This window comes from Janthinobacterium sp. SUN137 (assembly GCF_030587265.1).
In the GTDB taxonomy this organism is placed as follows: Bacteria; Pseudomonadota; Gammaproteobacteria; order Burkholderiales; family Burkholderiaceae_D; genus Janthinobacterium; species Janthinobacterium kumbetense.
This window is the reverse complement of record NZ_JAPWHZ010000004.1, coordinates 502,867-515,425: the sequence shown is the minus strand read 5'-3', so window position 1 is coordinate 515,425 and position 12,559 is coordinate 502,867. Positions and strand designations below refer to the sequence as shown.

The window sequence follows — 12,559 nt, the reverse complement described above, 5'->3', positions numbered from 1 at the left end:
TTAACGCGTCGGAATTCCGCCCTTGAAATTTGCTTTGCGCAGCAGTGAATCATATTGCTGCGACATCACGTAGTTCTGTACTTGCGCCATGAAATCCATGGTGACAACTACAATAATCAATAAAGAAGTACCGCCGAAATAGAATGGTACTTTCCACTGGGCTTGCATAAATTCCGGCAATAAACACACCAGGGTGATGTAGACTGCGCCGGCAAGTGTCAAGCGTGTCAGGATCTTGTCAATGTAACGGGCTGTCTGTTCGCCTGGACGGATCCCGGGAATGAACGCACCGCTTTTCTTCAAGTTATCCGCTGTTTCCTTGCTGTTAAAGACCAGCGCTGTATAGAAGAAACAGAAAAACACGATCGCCACTGCGTACAACAGCGCATGGATAGGCTCACCAGGCCCCATCGATGCTGCCAAATCTTTCAAGAACCGCACCGCAGGGTTAGCGTTGTCGGCGCCCTTTGAAAACCAGTCCACGATAGTGGCCGGGAACAAGATGATCGAAGAAGCAAAGATCGGCGGGATCACGCCGGCCATGTTCAGCTTCAACGGCAAATGGCTGGTTTGACCGCCATAAATCTTGTTGCCTACCTGGCGCTTCGCGTAATTGACCAATATTTTGCGCTGACCACGTTCGACGAATACAACGAAGTACGTTACCAGTGCTACCAGGATCACGATGAAAATCGCGCTGAAGCTGCCGATCGAACCATTCGACACCTGAGTGAACAAGCCACCCAACGCCGACGGCAGACCTGCTGCAATCCCGGCAAAAATGATGATCGAGATGCCATTCCCCAAGCCACGCTCGGTAATTTGCTCACCCAACCACATCAAAAACATTGTTCCGGTCAACAAAGTGACGACCGTCACGAAGCGGAATGCAAGACCAGGTTCCAACACCAGACCAGCTTGCGACTCCAGTGCGACTGCAATGCCTAACGCTTGGAACAGTGCCAGGGCAACCGTGAAATACCGGGTGTACTGGGTGATCTTGCGACGACCTGCTTCGCCTTCTTTTTTCAACGCTTCCATCTGCGGTGACACGATCGACAGCAATTGCATGATGATCGAGGCCGAGATATAAGGCATGATACCCAGCGCAAACACTGTAAAACGAGACAAGGCACCGCCCGAGAACATGTTGAACATGCCCAGGACGCCGCCTTCGTGCTCCTTGAACAGCGAGGCTAATTGTGTCGGGTCAATCCCGGGAACCGGGACGTGAGCACCGATACGATAAACCACCAATGCGCCAAGCAAAAACCAGAGCCGTCCCCAAGGGAAACCGGCCGCTGCACTTTTAGCAAGTTGTGGATTAGTCGCCAATTTTCGCTCCGATCAAGCTGTTAGCGGTCAACTCAGGCTACCGAGCCGCCGGCTGCTTCGATGGCTGCTTTCGCGCCAGCGGACACTTTCAAGCCCTTCAAATTCACCGCTTTGGTGATTTCGCCGGACAAGATCACGCGCACGTCACGGGCCAACACGCCCAGAACGCCAGCTTGCTTCAAGACCAGAATGTCGACATCGCCAACAGCCAGGTTGTTCAGATCGGACAGGCGCACTTCAGCTTTGAAGGTTGCGTGCATCGATTTGAAACCGCGCTTAGGCAGACGGCGTTGCAGAGGCATCTGACCGCCTTCGAAACCGACTTTATGAAAGCCGCCCGAACGCGATTTCTGACCTTTGTGACCACGACCCGAGGTTTTACCCAGGCCGGAGCCGATACCGCGACCGACGCGACGCTTGTAGTGCTTAGCGCCTTCGGCTGGTGCAATAGTATTCAATTCCATGATTTGCTCCGTTCGTGTAAGCCCGAAGGCTTACCCGACAACTTTAACGAGATACGATACTTTATTGATCATGCCGCGTACGGATGGGGTGTCTTGCAATTCGGAAACCGAATTTACACGACGCAGACCCAGACCGCGCACGGTAGCGCGATGCGATTCGCGCGTACCGATCAAGCCCTTGACCAATTGCACTTTGACTGTGTTTGTCATTTTGTCCACCTTAAGCCAGAATGTCTTCGACCGACTTGCCGCGTTTGGCAGCGATATCGGAAGCAGTGCTCATTTTCGACAGGCCGTCCAGCGTAGCGCGTACCAGGTTGTATGGGTTGTTCGAACCGGTGGATTTCGCCACCACGTCCGTCACGCCCATCACTTCGAAGATAGCGCGCATTGCGCCACCAGCGATAACGCCAGTACCAGGCTTAGCTGGGTTCATCAGGACCTTGGAGGCGCCGTGACGACCAACAACCGTGTGATGCAAGGTACCGTTTTTGAGCGGTACTTTGATCAGGTTGCGACGGGCTTCTTCCATTGCCTTCTGCACGCCAACTGGCACTTCTTTCGATTTGCCCTTGCCCATGCCGACGCGGCCATCGCCATCACCAACTACGGTCAGCGCGGCGAAACCCATGATACGACCACCCTTGACCACTTTGGTCACGCGGTTGATCGCGATCATTTTTTCGCGCATGCCATCATCCGGCTTGTCGCTTTGCATTTTTGCTTGCATTTTTGCCATGATTGATCCTTAGAACTTCAGACCGGCTTCGCGTGCGGCTTCTGCCAACGCTTTCACACGGCCGTGGTAACGGAAACCGGAGCGGTCAAACGCAACTTCGGTAATCCCTGCTTTCAACGCTTTTTCAGCGACGCGCTTGCCGATCAAGGCTGCAGCAGCGGCATTGCCGCCTTTGCCGGATTGGCCTGCCAGTTCAGCGCGAACTTCCGCTTCAGCCGTCGAGGCCGAAACCAGGACTTTAGCGTCCGGGCTGATCAGGTTGGCGTAAATGTGCAGGTTGGTGCGATGCACCGACAAGCGATTTACTTTCAATTCCGCAATCTTGATGCGGGTTTGGCGTCCGCGGCGAAGCCGTGATTCTTTCTTATCCATCGTCAGCCCCTAATTACTTCTTCTTGGTTTCTTTAAGCTTAACCACTTCGTCCGCATAGCGAACGCCCTTGCCTTTATAAGGCTCAGGAGCGCGGTAAGCACGAACTTCAGCGGCTACCTGGCCAACCTGTTGACGGTCGATACCTTTAATCAGGATCTCGGTCGGGGTTGGTGTTGCGCAGGTAACGCCAGCTGGCATGTCATGCACTACAGGGTGCGAGAAACCCAGGGACAGATTCAGCTTGTCGCCTTGAGCTTGCGCCTTGTAACCCACGCCTACCAGGTTCAGCTTTTTCTCGAAACCCTTGGTGACGCCAACAACCATGTTGTTGACCAGTGCGCGCAGCGTGCCGGACATGGCATTGGCTTCGCGGCTGTCGTTCGCCACGTCGAAACTCAGGGTTCCTGCATTGTTTTCCACTTTGACCTGGCCGGTGAGGGCCTGGGAAAGTACGCCCAGCGGGCCTTTTACGGTGATCGCTTGTGCGGAGATGGCGACTTCGGCGCCAGCTGGCACTACGATAGGCATTTTAGCTACTCGAGACATGTGTAACTCCTTAAGCCACGTAGCAAATAACTTCGCCGCCGACACCGGTAGCGCGTGCTTTGCGGTCAGTCATGACGCCTTGCGGAGTCGACACGATCGCCACACCCAAGCCATTCATCACAACAGGGATCTCGTCTTTACCCTTGTAGACGCGCAGACCCGGACGGGACACGCGCTCCAAGCGCTCAATGACGGGACGGCCAACATAATACTTCAAACCGATTTTCAGTTCCGCTTTGCCACCAGCTTCGGCAACAGCGAAATCTTCAATGTAACCCTCGTCCTTCAGGACGCTGGCAATCGCAATTTTGACTTTCGACGATGGCATGGCCACGGTCGTCTTTTGCACGCCTTGTGCATTGCGAATGCGGGTCAGCATATCGGCGATAGGATCGCTCATACTCATTGCATATTCTCCTATTACCAGCTTGCTTTTGTCATACCCGGAATTTCACCACGCATGGCGAATTCACGGAGCTTGATACGACCCAGACCGAATTTACGGAATGTGCCGCGCGGACGACCAGTGATGGCGCAACGGTTACGTTGACGCGTCGGATTCGAGTTACGTGGCAGCGCCTGCAATTTCAGGCGAGCTTCGTAGCGCTCTTCTTCCGATTTCGATTGGTCATCGACGATGGCCTTGAGAGCTTCGCGCTTAGGGGCGAATTTCGCCACCAGGTCAGCACGCTTGATCTCACGATTAATCAGTGACAGTTTGGCCATGATCAGTTCCTGAAAGGGAATTTAAAGGCGGCGAGCAAAGCTTTGGCTTCGTCATCGGTCTTAGCGGTTGTCGTGATGCTGATATTCATACCGCGCAACGCGTCAATCTTGTCGTATTCGATTTCAGGGAAAATGATCTGTTCCTTGACACCGATGTTGTAGTTGCCACGACCATCAAATGCACGGCCGTTCACACCACGGAAATCGCGTACGCGCGGCAGAGCCACGGTAATGAAGCGATCCAGGAACTCGTACATGCGAGCGCCGCGCAGGGTGACCATCGTACCGATCGGGTAACCTTCACGGATTTTGAAGCCTGCGATCGCTTTGCGGGACTTGGTGGTCACTGGCTTCTGGCCGGCGATCTTGGTCAAGTCAGCAACTGCGTGCTCGAGAACTTTTTTATCCGCGATAGCCTCACCAACACCCATGTTCAGGGTGATCTTGGTCAGGCGTGGAACTTCCATTACCGACTTGTAACCAAACTTGCTGGTCAGGTCGGCAACGACTTTTTCTTTATAGAATTCTTGGAGACGTGCCATGATTTCTTAAGCCTTCACTACTTCGCCGGAGGATTTAAAGATGCGAACTTTCTTGCCGTCCACTTCTTTGAAACCCACGCGATCTGCCTTGCCAGTCGCTGCATTAAACAATGCAACGTTGGACACGTGAATTGGCATGGTCTTATCGACGATACCACCAGTTACGCCAGTCATCGGGTTTGGCTTAGTCGCTTTTTTAGCGATGTTAATGCCGTCAACCACGATATGTTCAGCATCGATACGCTGCTGTACCACACCACGTTTGCCCTTGTCTTTCCCGGTCAGAACGATGACTTCGTCGTTTTTACGAATCTTATCCATTACGACTCCTTACAGGACTTCCGGTGCCAGGGACACGATTTTCATGAACTTCTCAGTGCGCAGTTCGCGCGTGACAGGTCCAAAAATACGGGTACCGATCGGTTCCAGCTTGGCGTTCAACAGAACGGCGGCATTGCCGTCGAACTTCACCAGGGAACCGTCTTGGCGGCGAACACCTTTAGCGGTGCGCACAACCACGGCGTTATAAATTTCACCTTTTTTGACACGGCCACGTGGCGCAGCAACCTTAACGGTTACCTTGATCACATCGCCAATGCCAGCATAACGGCGCTTGGAGCCGCCCAATACCTTGATGCACATTACTTCTTTGGCACCGGTATTGTCAGCCACTTCGAGCCGGCTTTCAGTTTGAATCATAGTATTCTCTTTCCCAACTTAAGCCGAAGAATCCACACAATGTAGACCCACGGTCAGTCTTGGTCCCGCCAGAGCCGCCCTGCTGGGCTTCACTGTTTGGGTGCATGACCTTCATACATCAACTGACCGCGAATGCTACTGTCTGTGGCCAGACACTTTGCGGCGTTACATGAACGAAGCCCGCAAGTATTACATACAATTTGCGGGCCTGCAAGTACTAATTAAAAGCCACCGCCGAAACGGTGGTTTTTATTTAAACGGTTGGTGCGGCTTGAACCACACGTGTCACCGTCCATGCCTTCGTTTTGGAGATCGGGCGACCTTCCTGGATCTCGACCGTGTCACCGGCCTTGACTTGGTTGGTCTCGTCATGCGCGTGATACTTGTTCGAACGCATGATGATCTTGCCATACAAAGGATGTTTTACGTGGCGCTCGATCAGAACGGTAACGGTCTTGTCCATCTTGTCCGAAACCACTTTACCGATCAGCGTGCGCTTGAGCGACTGTTTCACTGGTTCGTTCATTTGGCTTCCTTCAGATTCATTACCGTCTTCACACGCGCGATATCGCGGCGTACCTTCTTGAGCTGCGAAGTGTTGCTCAGCTGCTGCGTAGCGATTTGCATGCGCAGGCCGAACTGTGCCTTCAACAGGTCATTCAGCTCTTTTTGCAGAGCTGGCTGGTCCTTGCCGCGGAGTTCAGATGCTTTCATATACAACTCCAATTATTGGCCGACTTGGCGGATGACAAACGTCGTCGCCAGTGGCAGTTTAGCGGCGGCAAGACGGAATGCTTCCCGTGCCAGCGCTTCATCAACGCCATCCATTTCGTACAGTACTTTACCTGGCTGAATTTCAGCGACGTAGTACTCAGGATTACCTTTACCGTTACCCATACGGACTTCAGCCGGTTTGTTCGAAATCGGTTTGTCCGGGAAAATACGGATCCAGATACGGCCACCGCGCTTGATGTGACGCGTCATTGCACGACGCGCCGCTTCAATTTGACGCGCAGTGATACGACCGCGCGCAACTGCCTTCAGACCGAATTCGCCAAACGACACGGCGGTGCCGCGGCTGTGCGAAATACCGGTATTACGGCCTTTCTGCTCTTTACGATACTTTCTGCGTGCTGGTTGCAGCATGATTATTCTCCTGCTTTCTCAGCTGGTGCTGCTGCGGCGGCCGGTTTAGCGGCGGTACGCACACGTGCACCTGGTGCTGTGGATGGTTTCGCACCGGCACCGGCTGGACGTGGACGGCCAGCTGGCTTGCCATCGTCACGGCGTGGGCCGCGGCTTTTCTTCTCGTCAGCTGGGGTATCGATGACTGGTGCATCGCCGTTAGGCGCGCGGTCACCTTTGTATACCCACACCTTGACACCGATGATGCCGTAGGTGGTCGACGCTTCGCTGGTACCGTAGTCGATATCGGCGCGCAGGGTATGCAGAGGCACGCGGCCTTCGCGGTACCACTCTTTACGTGCGATTTCGATACCGTTCAGACGGCCGGACGACATGATCTTGATACCGAGAGCACCCAGGCGCATTGCATTTTGCATTGCACGCTTCATGGCGCGGCGGAACATGATCCGTTTTTCCAGCTGCTGAGCGATCGAGTCGGCGATCAGTTGCGAGTCGATTTCTGGCTTGCGAATTTCTTCGATGTTCACGTGAACAGGTACGCCCATGATCTTGGTCAGCGCGGACTTCAGTACTTCGATGTCTTCGCCTTTTTTACCAATGACCACGCCTGGACGCGAGCTGTAGATCGTGAAGCGCGCGTTCTTGGCTGGGCGCTCGATAACGATGCGGCCAACGGAAGCGTTCTTCAGTTTCTTTTTCAGGTAAGCACGTGCTTTCAAGTCTTCGTTCAGCATGGCAGCGAAATTACCGTTGCCTGCATACCAGCGCGAAGCCCAGTTACGGGTGACCGCCAGACGGAAACCGGTTGGATGAATTTTCTGACCCATCGTGGCTCCTTAGTTACCGACAGTCACGTAAACGTGACAGGATTGTTTCGAAATACGGTCGCCACGGCCTTTTGCACGCGCGGTGAAGCGCTTCAGGACGGGGCCCTTTTCGACGTAGATCGTTTTCACGAACAATTCGTCGATGTCCGCGCCATCATTGTGCTCGGCATTCGCAATAGCGGATTCCAGAACGCGTTTGATGATCGCAGCACCTTTTTTCGGGCTGAATTGCAAGATGTTGAGTGCAGCGTCAACTTTCTTACCACGGATCAGGTCAGCAACCAGGCGGCCCTTTTGGTCCGACAGGCGCACACCTTTGAGGATAGCTTTAGTTTCCATTATTTCTTAGCCTTTTTGTCAGCTGCATGGCCCTTGAACGTACGGGTCAGTGCGAATTCGCCGAGCTTGTGACCAACCATGTTTTCGGAAACATAAACCGGCACGTGCAGCTTGCCGTTATGCACCGCGATCGTCAGGCCGATGAAGTCAGGCATGATTGTCGAACGACGCGACCAGGTTTTGATTGGCTTTTTGTCTTTGGCTGCTTGCGCGGCTTCAACTTTTTTCACCAGGTGGGCGTCACAGAACGGCCCTTTTTTCAATGAACGTGTCATGTGCTACCCCTTATTTCTTGCCGCGGCGCGAGACGATCATGGAAGTAGTACGCTTGTTGCTGCGTGTCTTCTTACCCTTAGTCTGTTGGCCCCAAGGCGAAACTGGATGACGACCAGCTGCTGTTTTACCTTCACCACCACCGTGCGGGTGATCGACCGGGTTCATGACCACACCGCGAACGGTAGGACGAACACCGCGCCAGCGCATCGCACCAGCTTTACCGATTTTACGCAGGCTGTGCTCGGCATTGCCGACTTCACCAACCGTTGCACGGCACTCGATGTGCACGCGACGTACTTCGCCCGAGCGCAGACGCACTTGAGCGTAGGTACCTTCACGCGCCATCAGCACAACGCCAGCGCCGGCGGTACGTGCCATTTGGGCACCTTTACCTGGCAGCATTTCGACGCAATGCATCACGGTACCGACTGGGATGTTACGGATTGGCAAGCAGTTACCCGATTTGATCGGTGCTTCCGAACCGTTCATCACGCTGTCGCCAACGGCCATGCCTTTGGTTGCGATGATGTAGTGACGTTCGCCGTCGGCGTAGCACAACAGAGCGATATTCGCGGTGCGGTTTGGATCGTATTCAATACGTTCCACTTTCGCTGGAATACCATCTTTGGTGCGCTTGAAGTCGATCAAGCGATAGTGTTGCTTATGACCACCACCGATATGACGGGTGGTGATGTGACCGTTGTTGTTACGACCAGCGGTCTTGGATTTCTTTTCAACCAGGGCAGCGAACGGACGACCTTTGTACAGGTCGGCATTCACCACCTTTACCATGCCGCGACGGCCTGGCGAGGTTGGTTTCATCTTAACGAGTGCCATTATGCAGCCTCCTCGGAGAAGTTGATTTCCTGGCCAGGCTTCAGGCACACGAAAGCACGCTTGGTATGGTTACGACGACCGTTGAACTTGCCGGTGCGCTTTTGCTTACCTTCGCGGTTTGCAGTTTGCACGGACAGAACTTCAACCTTGAACAGCAGTTCGACCGCTGCCTTGATTTCAGGCTTGGTTGCATCCGGCAGTACGCGGAATACAATTTGCTCGTTCTTTTCCGCGACCATGGTGGCCTTTTCGGAAATCACGGGCGCCAACAGCACCTTCATCAAGCGTTCTTCGCTATGTTTCAAAATCGCGCTCATGCCAGCATCTCCTCAATCTTGGCCAATGCAGCTTTGGTGACCAGGATCTTCTTGTAGAACACCAGGGACATCGGGTCTGCGTGACGTGGCTCAACGACGAGTACGTTAGGCAGGTTGCGCGATGCCAGTTCCAGGTTTTCGTTCAGAACGTCGGTGATGATCAGAACCGAATCAAAGCCCAGGCCGTTCAATTTTTGCGACAGCAGCTTGGTTTTTGGCGCGTCGATCGTCAGATCGTCGATGACGATCAGGCGCTCTTCGCGAGCCAGCTGCGACAGGATCGAGCAAATACCTGCGCGATACATTTTTTTGTTCACTTTGTGGGTGAAGTTTTCGTCAGGCGAGTTCGGGAAAATCCGACCACCGCCGCGCCACAGTGGCGACGACGACATACCAGCACGAGCGCGGCCGGTACCTTTTTGGCGCCATGGCTTTTTCGTCGTGTGGTGAACTTCTTCACGGTCTTTTTGCTTGCGGTTACCACTACGTGCATTCGCTTGATAAGCGATGACGACTTGGTGGATCAGCGCTTCATTGTAGTCACGGCCGAAAATCGTATCGGCTGCAGCAACGTTCGAGGCGGCTTGACCTTGCGCATTCAGAAGCTTGAGTTCCATCGTTTAAGCTCCCTTCTTGGCTTTGGTTTTGATGGCTGGCGAGACAACTACCTGGCCATTTTTCGCACCTGGAATCGCGCCTTTGACCAGCAACAGCTGACGGTCGGCATCGATACGGGCGATCACGAGGTTCTGGATCGTACGGTTAACGTCACCCAGATGACCGGTCATGCGCTTACCAGGGAAAACGCGACCTGGATCTTGTGCCATACCGATGGAACCTGGAACGTTATGCGAACGCGAGTTACCGTGCGTTGCACGGCCAGAAGCGAAGTGGTAACGTTTGATAACGCCTGCATAGCCTTTACCGATGGTAACGCCTTGCACGTCGATCTTTTGACCGACTTCGAACAGGGAAGCAGCGACAACATCGCCAGCTTTCAGTTCAGCGGCTTTAGCAGCGTCAACGCGGAACTCTTTCAACAGAGTACCGGCTTCAACACCAGCTTTAGCGTGATGACCAGCAACAGCTTTGGTCACGCGGGAAGCGCGACGTTGACCGAATGCGACCTGAACAGCGGAGTAACCATCTGTTTCAGGGGTTTTGATTTGCGCAACACGGTTGTTCGATACGTCCAACACGGTGACAGGAATCGAATCCCCTTCATCCGTGAAAATGCGCATCATACCAACCTTGCGACCGAGAAGGCCTAGGCTCATTTTTTCTCCATTCCCACCTGCGATTGGGCGGGGCTTGTTTAACTACAAAGTAACGTAGGACTCAAAAAAGACGAATCCATACCGAAGCCGGCTAGTATATAGCACAAAAACCCTTGACGCAACAAGTTAACACGAGGTATGTCAAAGTGTTGCGCGACGCCCCTACAGGAGTTGTCGAACACCTCCCGCAATTGTCGCAGCGCCTCGTCAAAATGAGCATCCATGCGCCCTGACGCCACAAAAAGAAGGGCGCGGACCAGGCTTGTGCCCCGTCCGCGCCCATGCGTCATGCGAGTCGCTGGTCTAGCCGTTGCAGCGCTCCAGGCAATGTTGGAGCAGGTCACGGCAAATCGGGCTGCCGCCCAATGAACCGGTGCAGCCGACATAGCTGCTGTCGCAGCGCGAACGGCATTGCCAGACATCCTCACTCGCCGCGGCATACGCGTAACCGGCACTCAGGCCACAGGCAAAGAGGAAAAAAGCCAGTTTCTTGATCATGGTGCTGTCTCCAGGTTGTTATGTTGGAATGAAAGGAACTGCCCGGTGGCGGCAAGCCATCCTTCCTGCCGCCGCTATTACTCCCGCAAACCGCAACACACAATACCGTGCTGCCCGGAAAGCAATACCAAAGACTACCGTAAACAATACCAACTTAAAACCAATTATTTTCCAAATCAGCAATCTTTTTCATGCCTCACTGGAGCAGGCTCTGGCGATTACTGCCCTCCCCTGCCTACCTGATACCAGTCCACCTTGCGCGTCGCCACCATGATGGCGGCCAGCACGGCGAACAGCAGGATACTACCCATCACCAGCGCATTGTTTTCCGAGCTCAGCAAGCCATACAGGGCGCCATACAGCACGGTCAGCGCCATGCCGAAGCCGATGCCGCGCCAGGCGTTGTGCAGTACGTGCACCAGGTAAAAGCCGGTCAGCGCGATGCAGGCGGCGCTGGCGATCAGATAGGCGGCCAGGAAGGCGATATGCTCGGCCAGGCCCACCAGCAGCAGGAAGAAGATCACCAGCGACAGGCCCACCAGCAAATATTGCACCGGGTGGATCGGCAGGCTTTTCAGGATTTCAAAGATGAAGAAGGCGGCAAAGGTCAGCGCCACGAACAGCAAGCCATATTTCGTGGCCCGGTCCGACTGCGAATACACGTTCACCGGCTCGATGAAGCCCACGCTGAAGCGGTCGATCTGGCCCAGCGGGGCGCTGTCGGGCACCTTGAATTCCCCTTCGATCGTGCTCAGTTGCGTTTGCGCATTGGTGGCCAGCGACGAGATATTCCACGCCACATTGAAACCCTGGGCATCGATCTGGCGATTCTTCGGCGACGGCAGGAAGCGCCCGCCAAACTGCGGATGGGGCCAGTTCGACTTGATCTGGATCTGGCTGTTCTTGGCCACCGGCACGAAATGCTGGCGTTCGATGCCATCGAGGCCCAGGTCAAAGCTGAAGCGCACCTGCTGCGGCGCCGCCAGAGGCATGGCACCCAGCGGCGCATGCAGGCCGCTGCGGAAGGCAAACAGGTCGGTACCCTGCTCGAACTCGATCTTTTGTCCGCCCCAGTCGATTTTCGGGATATTGCGGATGCCGCGCACGTCCTCGATGGAGAGGGCGACGAAAGGCTGACCCAGGGTCACGCGCGAGTCCGGCGACTTGCGCGGCAGCTGGCTGCTGGCCGGCACCGTGAAATCGCCCTTGAAGGCATGCTGGCCGCTGTAGACCAGCACCTGGTGGATGCCGCGGTAACGGCGGTCCGTCTCGATGTTGCCGTTGATCTGCAGATCGTTCGGGTACACGATAAGGCGGCGCTGCACCAAGCGGCGCAGCAACTCCGTGCGCACAGGCGCTTTCGCTTCCTTGTCATCGCCCTTGGCCACTTCCACGCGCTCTTCGTACTGCTCCGTATAGGGAATCACGAGGATGGGGCCGATGATGGTTTGTTCGCGCACCGAATCGGCGGCGATGCTGTTGACGGCTTCCTGGCGGAATTCCATCCGCTCCTTGATCGTTTCCTGAATCATCAGCAAAGGCAGGCCGATCAGCAACATCAGGCCGAACACGATCAACGCTTTGACTAAGAGAGTTTTTTGCATGGCGCATCCTTGAA

Annotated in this window: 23 protein-coding genes; all 23 read right to left on the bottom strand. The window is 54.6% G+C overall.

The window, feature by feature from the left end; genetic code table 11:
• Entirely contained in the window at window positions 1-1,335 is a 1,335-nt protein-coding gene (gene secY / locus O3298_RS22780; protein ID WP_010394438.1) for a preprotein translocase subunit SecY, read from the bottom strand.
• A gap of 32 nt (window positions 1,336-1,367) precedes the next feature.
• Window positions 1,368-1,799, bottom strand: coding sequence for a 50S ribosomal protein L15 (gene rplO, locus O3298_RS22775; RefSeq protein ID WP_034753211.1), 432 nt, complete (start codon window positions 1,797-1,799; stop codon window positions 1,368-1,370).
• Between the two features lie 30 nt (window positions 1,800-1,829).
• On the bottom strand, window positions 1,830-2,009 hold the full coding sequence (gene rpmD / locus O3298_RS22770; protein WP_010394435.1) for a 50S ribosomal protein L30: 180 nt from the start codon (window positions 2,007-2,009) through the stop codon (window positions 1,830-1,832).
• A gap of 10 nt (window positions 2,010-2,019) precedes the next feature.
• Window positions 2,020-2,538: a 30S ribosomal protein S5 gene (gene rpsE / locus O3298_RS22765; RefSeq protein WP_010394433.1), complete on the bottom strand. Its 519-nt coding sequence runs from the start codon at window positions 2,536-2,538 to the stop codon at window positions 2,020-2,022.
• A gap of 9 nt (window positions 2,539-2,547) precedes the next feature.
• Window positions 2,548-2,910: a 50S ribosomal protein L18 gene (rplR, locus tag O3298_RS22760; RefSeq protein WP_010394431.1), complete on the bottom strand. Its 363-nt coding sequence runs from the start codon at window positions 2,908-2,910 to the stop codon at window positions 2,548-2,550.
• Window positions 2,911-2,923: 13 nt separating this feature from the next.
• Complete coding sequence (gene rplF, locus O3298_RS22755; RefSeq protein WP_034778281.1) at window positions 2,924-3,457, bottom strand: 50S ribosomal protein L6; 534 nt, start codon at window positions 3,455-3,457, stop codon at window positions 2,924-2,926.
• Between the two features lie 10 nt (window positions 3,458-3,467).
• Window positions 3,468-3,863, bottom strand: coding sequence for a 30S ribosomal protein S8 (gene rpsH / locus O3298_RS22750; protein WP_034753208.1), 396 nt, complete (start codon window positions 3,861-3,863; stop codon window positions 3,468-3,470).
• Window positions 3,864-3,877: 14 nt separating this feature from the next.
• Complete coding sequence (rpsN, locus tag O3298_RS22745; protein ID WP_010394423.1) at window positions 3,878-4,183, bottom strand: 30S ribosomal protein S14; 306 nt, start codon at window positions 4,181-4,183, stop codon at window positions 3,878-3,880.
• Between the two features lie 2 nt (window positions 4,184-4,185).
• Entirely contained in the window at window positions 4,186-4,725 is a 540-nt protein-coding gene (rplE, locus tag O3298_RS22740; RefSeq protein WP_010394421.1) for a 50S ribosomal protein L5, read from the bottom strand.
• Between the two features lie 6 nt (window positions 4,726-4,731).
• Entirely contained in the window at window positions 4,732-5,046 is a 315-nt protein-coding gene (gene rplX, locus O3298_RS22735; protein ID WP_034753204.1) for a 50S ribosomal protein L24, read from the bottom strand.
• A 9-nt stretch (window positions 5,047-5,055) separates the two neighbouring features.
• Window positions 5,056-5,424, bottom strand: coding sequence for a 50S ribosomal protein L14 (gene rplN / locus O3298_RS22730; protein WP_008444317.1), 369 nt, complete (start codon window positions 5,422-5,424; stop codon window positions 5,056-5,058).
• Window positions 5,425-5,677: 253 nt separating this feature from the next.
• On the bottom strand, window positions 5,678-5,950 hold the full coding sequence (gene rpsQ / locus O3298_RS22725) for a 30S ribosomal protein S17 (RefSeq protein WP_010394415.1): 273 nt from the start codon (window positions 5,948-5,950) through the stop codon (window positions 5,678-5,680).
• The gene (rpmC, locus tag O3298_RS22720; protein WP_010394412.1) at window positions 5,947-6,138 is read right to left on the bottom strand and encodes a 50S ribosomal protein L29; all 192 of its coding nucleotides are present in this window, start codon (window positions 6,136-6,138) and stop codon (window positions 5,947-5,949) included. Before rpmC ends, rpsQ begins: the two co-directional genes overlap by 4 nt.
• Before the next feature lie 12 nt (window positions 6,139-6,150).
• A complete protein-coding gene (rplP, locus tag O3298_RS22715) occupies window positions 6,151-6,570 on the bottom strand; it encodes a 50S ribosomal protein L16 (protein WP_034753201.1) in 420 nt (139 codons plus the stop codon).
• Between the two features lie 2 nt (window positions 6,571-6,572).
• Window positions 6,573-7,397: a 30S ribosomal protein S3 gene (rpsC, locus tag O3298_RS22710; protein WP_034753199.1), complete on the bottom strand. Its 825-nt coding sequence runs from the start codon at window positions 7,395-7,397 to the stop codon at window positions 6,573-6,575.
• Window positions 7,398-7,406: 9 nt separating this feature from the next.
• The gene (rplV, locus tag O3298_RS22705; RefSeq protein WP_170840583.1) at window positions 7,407-7,739 is read right to left on the bottom strand and encodes a 50S ribosomal protein L22; all 333 of its coding nucleotides are present in this window, start codon (window positions 7,737-7,739) and stop codon (window positions 7,407-7,409) included.
• On the bottom strand, window positions 7,736-8,011 hold the full coding sequence (gene rpsS, locus O3298_RS22700; RefSeq protein WP_008444295.1) for a 30S ribosomal protein S19: 276 nt from the start codon (window positions 8,009-8,011) through the stop codon (window positions 7,736-7,738). The genes rplV and rpsS overlap by 4 nt, the downstream gene beginning before the upstream one ends.
• Window positions 8,012-8,021: 10 nt before the next feature.
• Window positions 8,022-8,849 (bottom strand): 50S ribosomal protein L2, encoded by an 828-nt coding sequence (gene rplB, locus O3298_RS22695; protein WP_034753198.1) that lies wholly within the window; start codon window positions 8,847-8,849, stop codon window positions 8,022-8,024.
• Window positions 8,849-9,166, bottom strand: a complete 318-nt coding sequence (rplW, locus tag O3298_RS22690; protein WP_010394398.1) for a 50S ribosomal protein L23 — start codon at window positions 9,164-9,166, stop codon at window positions 8,849-8,851. The genes rplB and rplW overlap by 1 nt, the downstream gene beginning before the upstream one ends.
• A complete protein-coding gene (gene rplD / locus O3298_RS22685; RefSeq protein WP_034753197.1) occupies window positions 9,163-9,783 on the bottom strand; it encodes a 50S ribosomal protein L4 in 621 nt (206 codons plus the stop codon). The genes rplW and rplD overlap by 4 nt, the downstream gene beginning before the upstream one ends.
• A gap of 3 nt (window positions 9,784-9,786) precedes the next feature.
• Complete coding sequence (gene rplC / locus O3298_RS22680; RefSeq protein ID WP_010394393.1) at window positions 9,787-10,443, bottom strand: 50S ribosomal protein L3; 657 nt, start codon at window positions 10,441-10,443, stop codon at window positions 9,787-9,789.
• Between the two features lie 303 nt (window positions 10,444-10,746).
• Window positions 10,747-10,941 (bottom strand): hypothetical protein, encoded by a 195-nt coding sequence (locus O3298_RS22675; protein ID WP_077398840.1) that lies wholly within the window; start codon window positions 10,939-10,941, stop codon window positions 10,747-10,749.
• 218 nt (window positions 10,942-11,159) lie between these two features.
• Entirely contained in the window at window positions 11,160-12,545 is a 1,386-nt protein-coding gene (gene creD, locus O3298_RS22670) for a cell envelope integrity protein CreD (RefSeq protein ID WP_305060593.1), read from the bottom strand.
• Window positions 12,546-12,559: the final 14 nt, after the last annotated feature.

What these genes read in the sequence shown, in the direction of transcription:
- rpsS (WP_008444295.1), bottom strand. Translation starts at nt 8,011, where the DNA reads ATGACACGTTCATTGAAAAAAGGGCCGTTCTGTGACGCCCACCTGGTG.
- rplP (WP_034753201.1), bottom strand. Translation starts at nt 6,570, where the DNA reads ATGCTGCAACCAGCACGCAGAAAGTATCGTAAAGAGCAGAAAGGCCGT.
- rplC (WP_010394393.1), bottom strand. Translation starts at nt 10,443, where the DNA reads ATGAGCCTAGGCCTTCTCGGTCGCAAGGTTGGTATGATGCGCATTTTC.
- creD (WP_305060593.1), bottom strand. Translation starts at nt 12,545, where the DNA reads ATGCAAAAAACTCTCTTAGTCAAAGCGTTGATCGTGTTCGGCCTGATG.
- rplD (WP_034753197.1), bottom strand. Translation starts at nt 9,783, where the DNA reads ATGGAACTCAAGCTTCTGAATGCGCAAGGTCAAGCCGCCTCGAACGTT.
- rpsQ (WP_010394415.1), bottom strand. Translation starts at nt 5,950, where the DNA reads ATGAACGAACCAGTGAAACAGTCGCTCAAGCGCACGCTGATCGGTAAA.
- rplR (WP_010394431.1), bottom strand. Translation starts at nt 2,910, where the DNA reads ATGGATAAGAAAGAATCACGGCTTCGCCGCGGACGCCAAACCCGCATC.
- rplW (WP_010394398.1), bottom strand. Translation starts at nt 9,166, where the DNA reads ATGAGCGCGATTTTGAAACATAGCGAAGAACGCTTGATGAAGGTGCTG.
- rplB (WP_034753198.1), bottom strand. Translation starts at nt 8,849, where the DNA reads ATGGCACTCGTTAAGATGAAACCAACCTCGCCAGGCCGTCGCGGCATG.
- rpsH (WP_034753208.1), bottom strand. Translation starts at nt 3,863, where the DNA reads ATGAGTATGAGCGATCCTATCGCCGATATGCTGACCCGCATTCGCAAT.
- O3298_RS22675 (WP_077398840.1), bottom strand. Translation starts at nt 10,941, where the DNA reads ATGATCAAGAAACTGGCTTTTTTCCTCTTTGCCTGTGGCCTGAGTGCC.
- rpmC (WP_010394412.1), bottom strand. Translation starts at nt 6,138, where the DNA reads ATGAAAGCATCTGAACTCCGCGGCAAGGACCAGCCAGCTCTGCAAAAA.
- rplN (WP_008444317.1), bottom strand. Translation starts at nt 5,424, where the DNA reads ATGATTCAAACTGAAAGCCGGCTCGAAGTGGCTGACAATACCGGTGCC.
- rplO (WP_034753211.1), bottom strand. Translation starts at nt 1,799, where the DNA reads ATGGAATTGAATACTATTGCACCAGCCGAAGGCGCTAAGCACTACAAG.
- rpsC (WP_034753199.1), bottom strand. Translation starts at nt 7,397, where the DNA reads ATGGGTCAGAAAATTCATCCAACCGGTTTCCGTCTGGCGGTCACCCGT.
- rpsE (WP_010394433.1), bottom strand. Translation starts at nt 2,538, where the DNA reads ATGGCAAAAATGCAAGCAAAAATGCAAAGCGACAAGCCGGATGATGGC.
- rplE (WP_010394421.1), bottom strand. Translation starts at nt 4,725, where the DNA reads ATGGCACGTCTCCAAGAATTCTATAAAGAAAAAGTCGTTGCCGACCTG.
- rplX (WP_034753204.1), bottom strand. Translation starts at nt 5,046, where the DNA reads ATGGATAAGATTCGTAAAAACGACGAAGTCATCGTTCTGACCGGGAAA.
- rplF (WP_034778281.1), bottom strand. Translation starts at nt 3,457, where the DNA reads ATGTCTCGAGTAGCTAAAATGCCTATCGTAGTGCCAGCTGGCGCCGAA.
- rpsN (WP_010394423.1), bottom strand. Translation starts at nt 4,183, where the DNA reads ATGGCCAAACTGTCACTGATTAATCGTGAGATCAAGCGTGCTGACCTG.
- rpmD (WP_010394435.1), bottom strand. Translation starts at nt 2,009, where the DNA reads ATGACAAACACAGTCAAAGTGCAATTGGTCAAGGGCTTGATCGGTACG.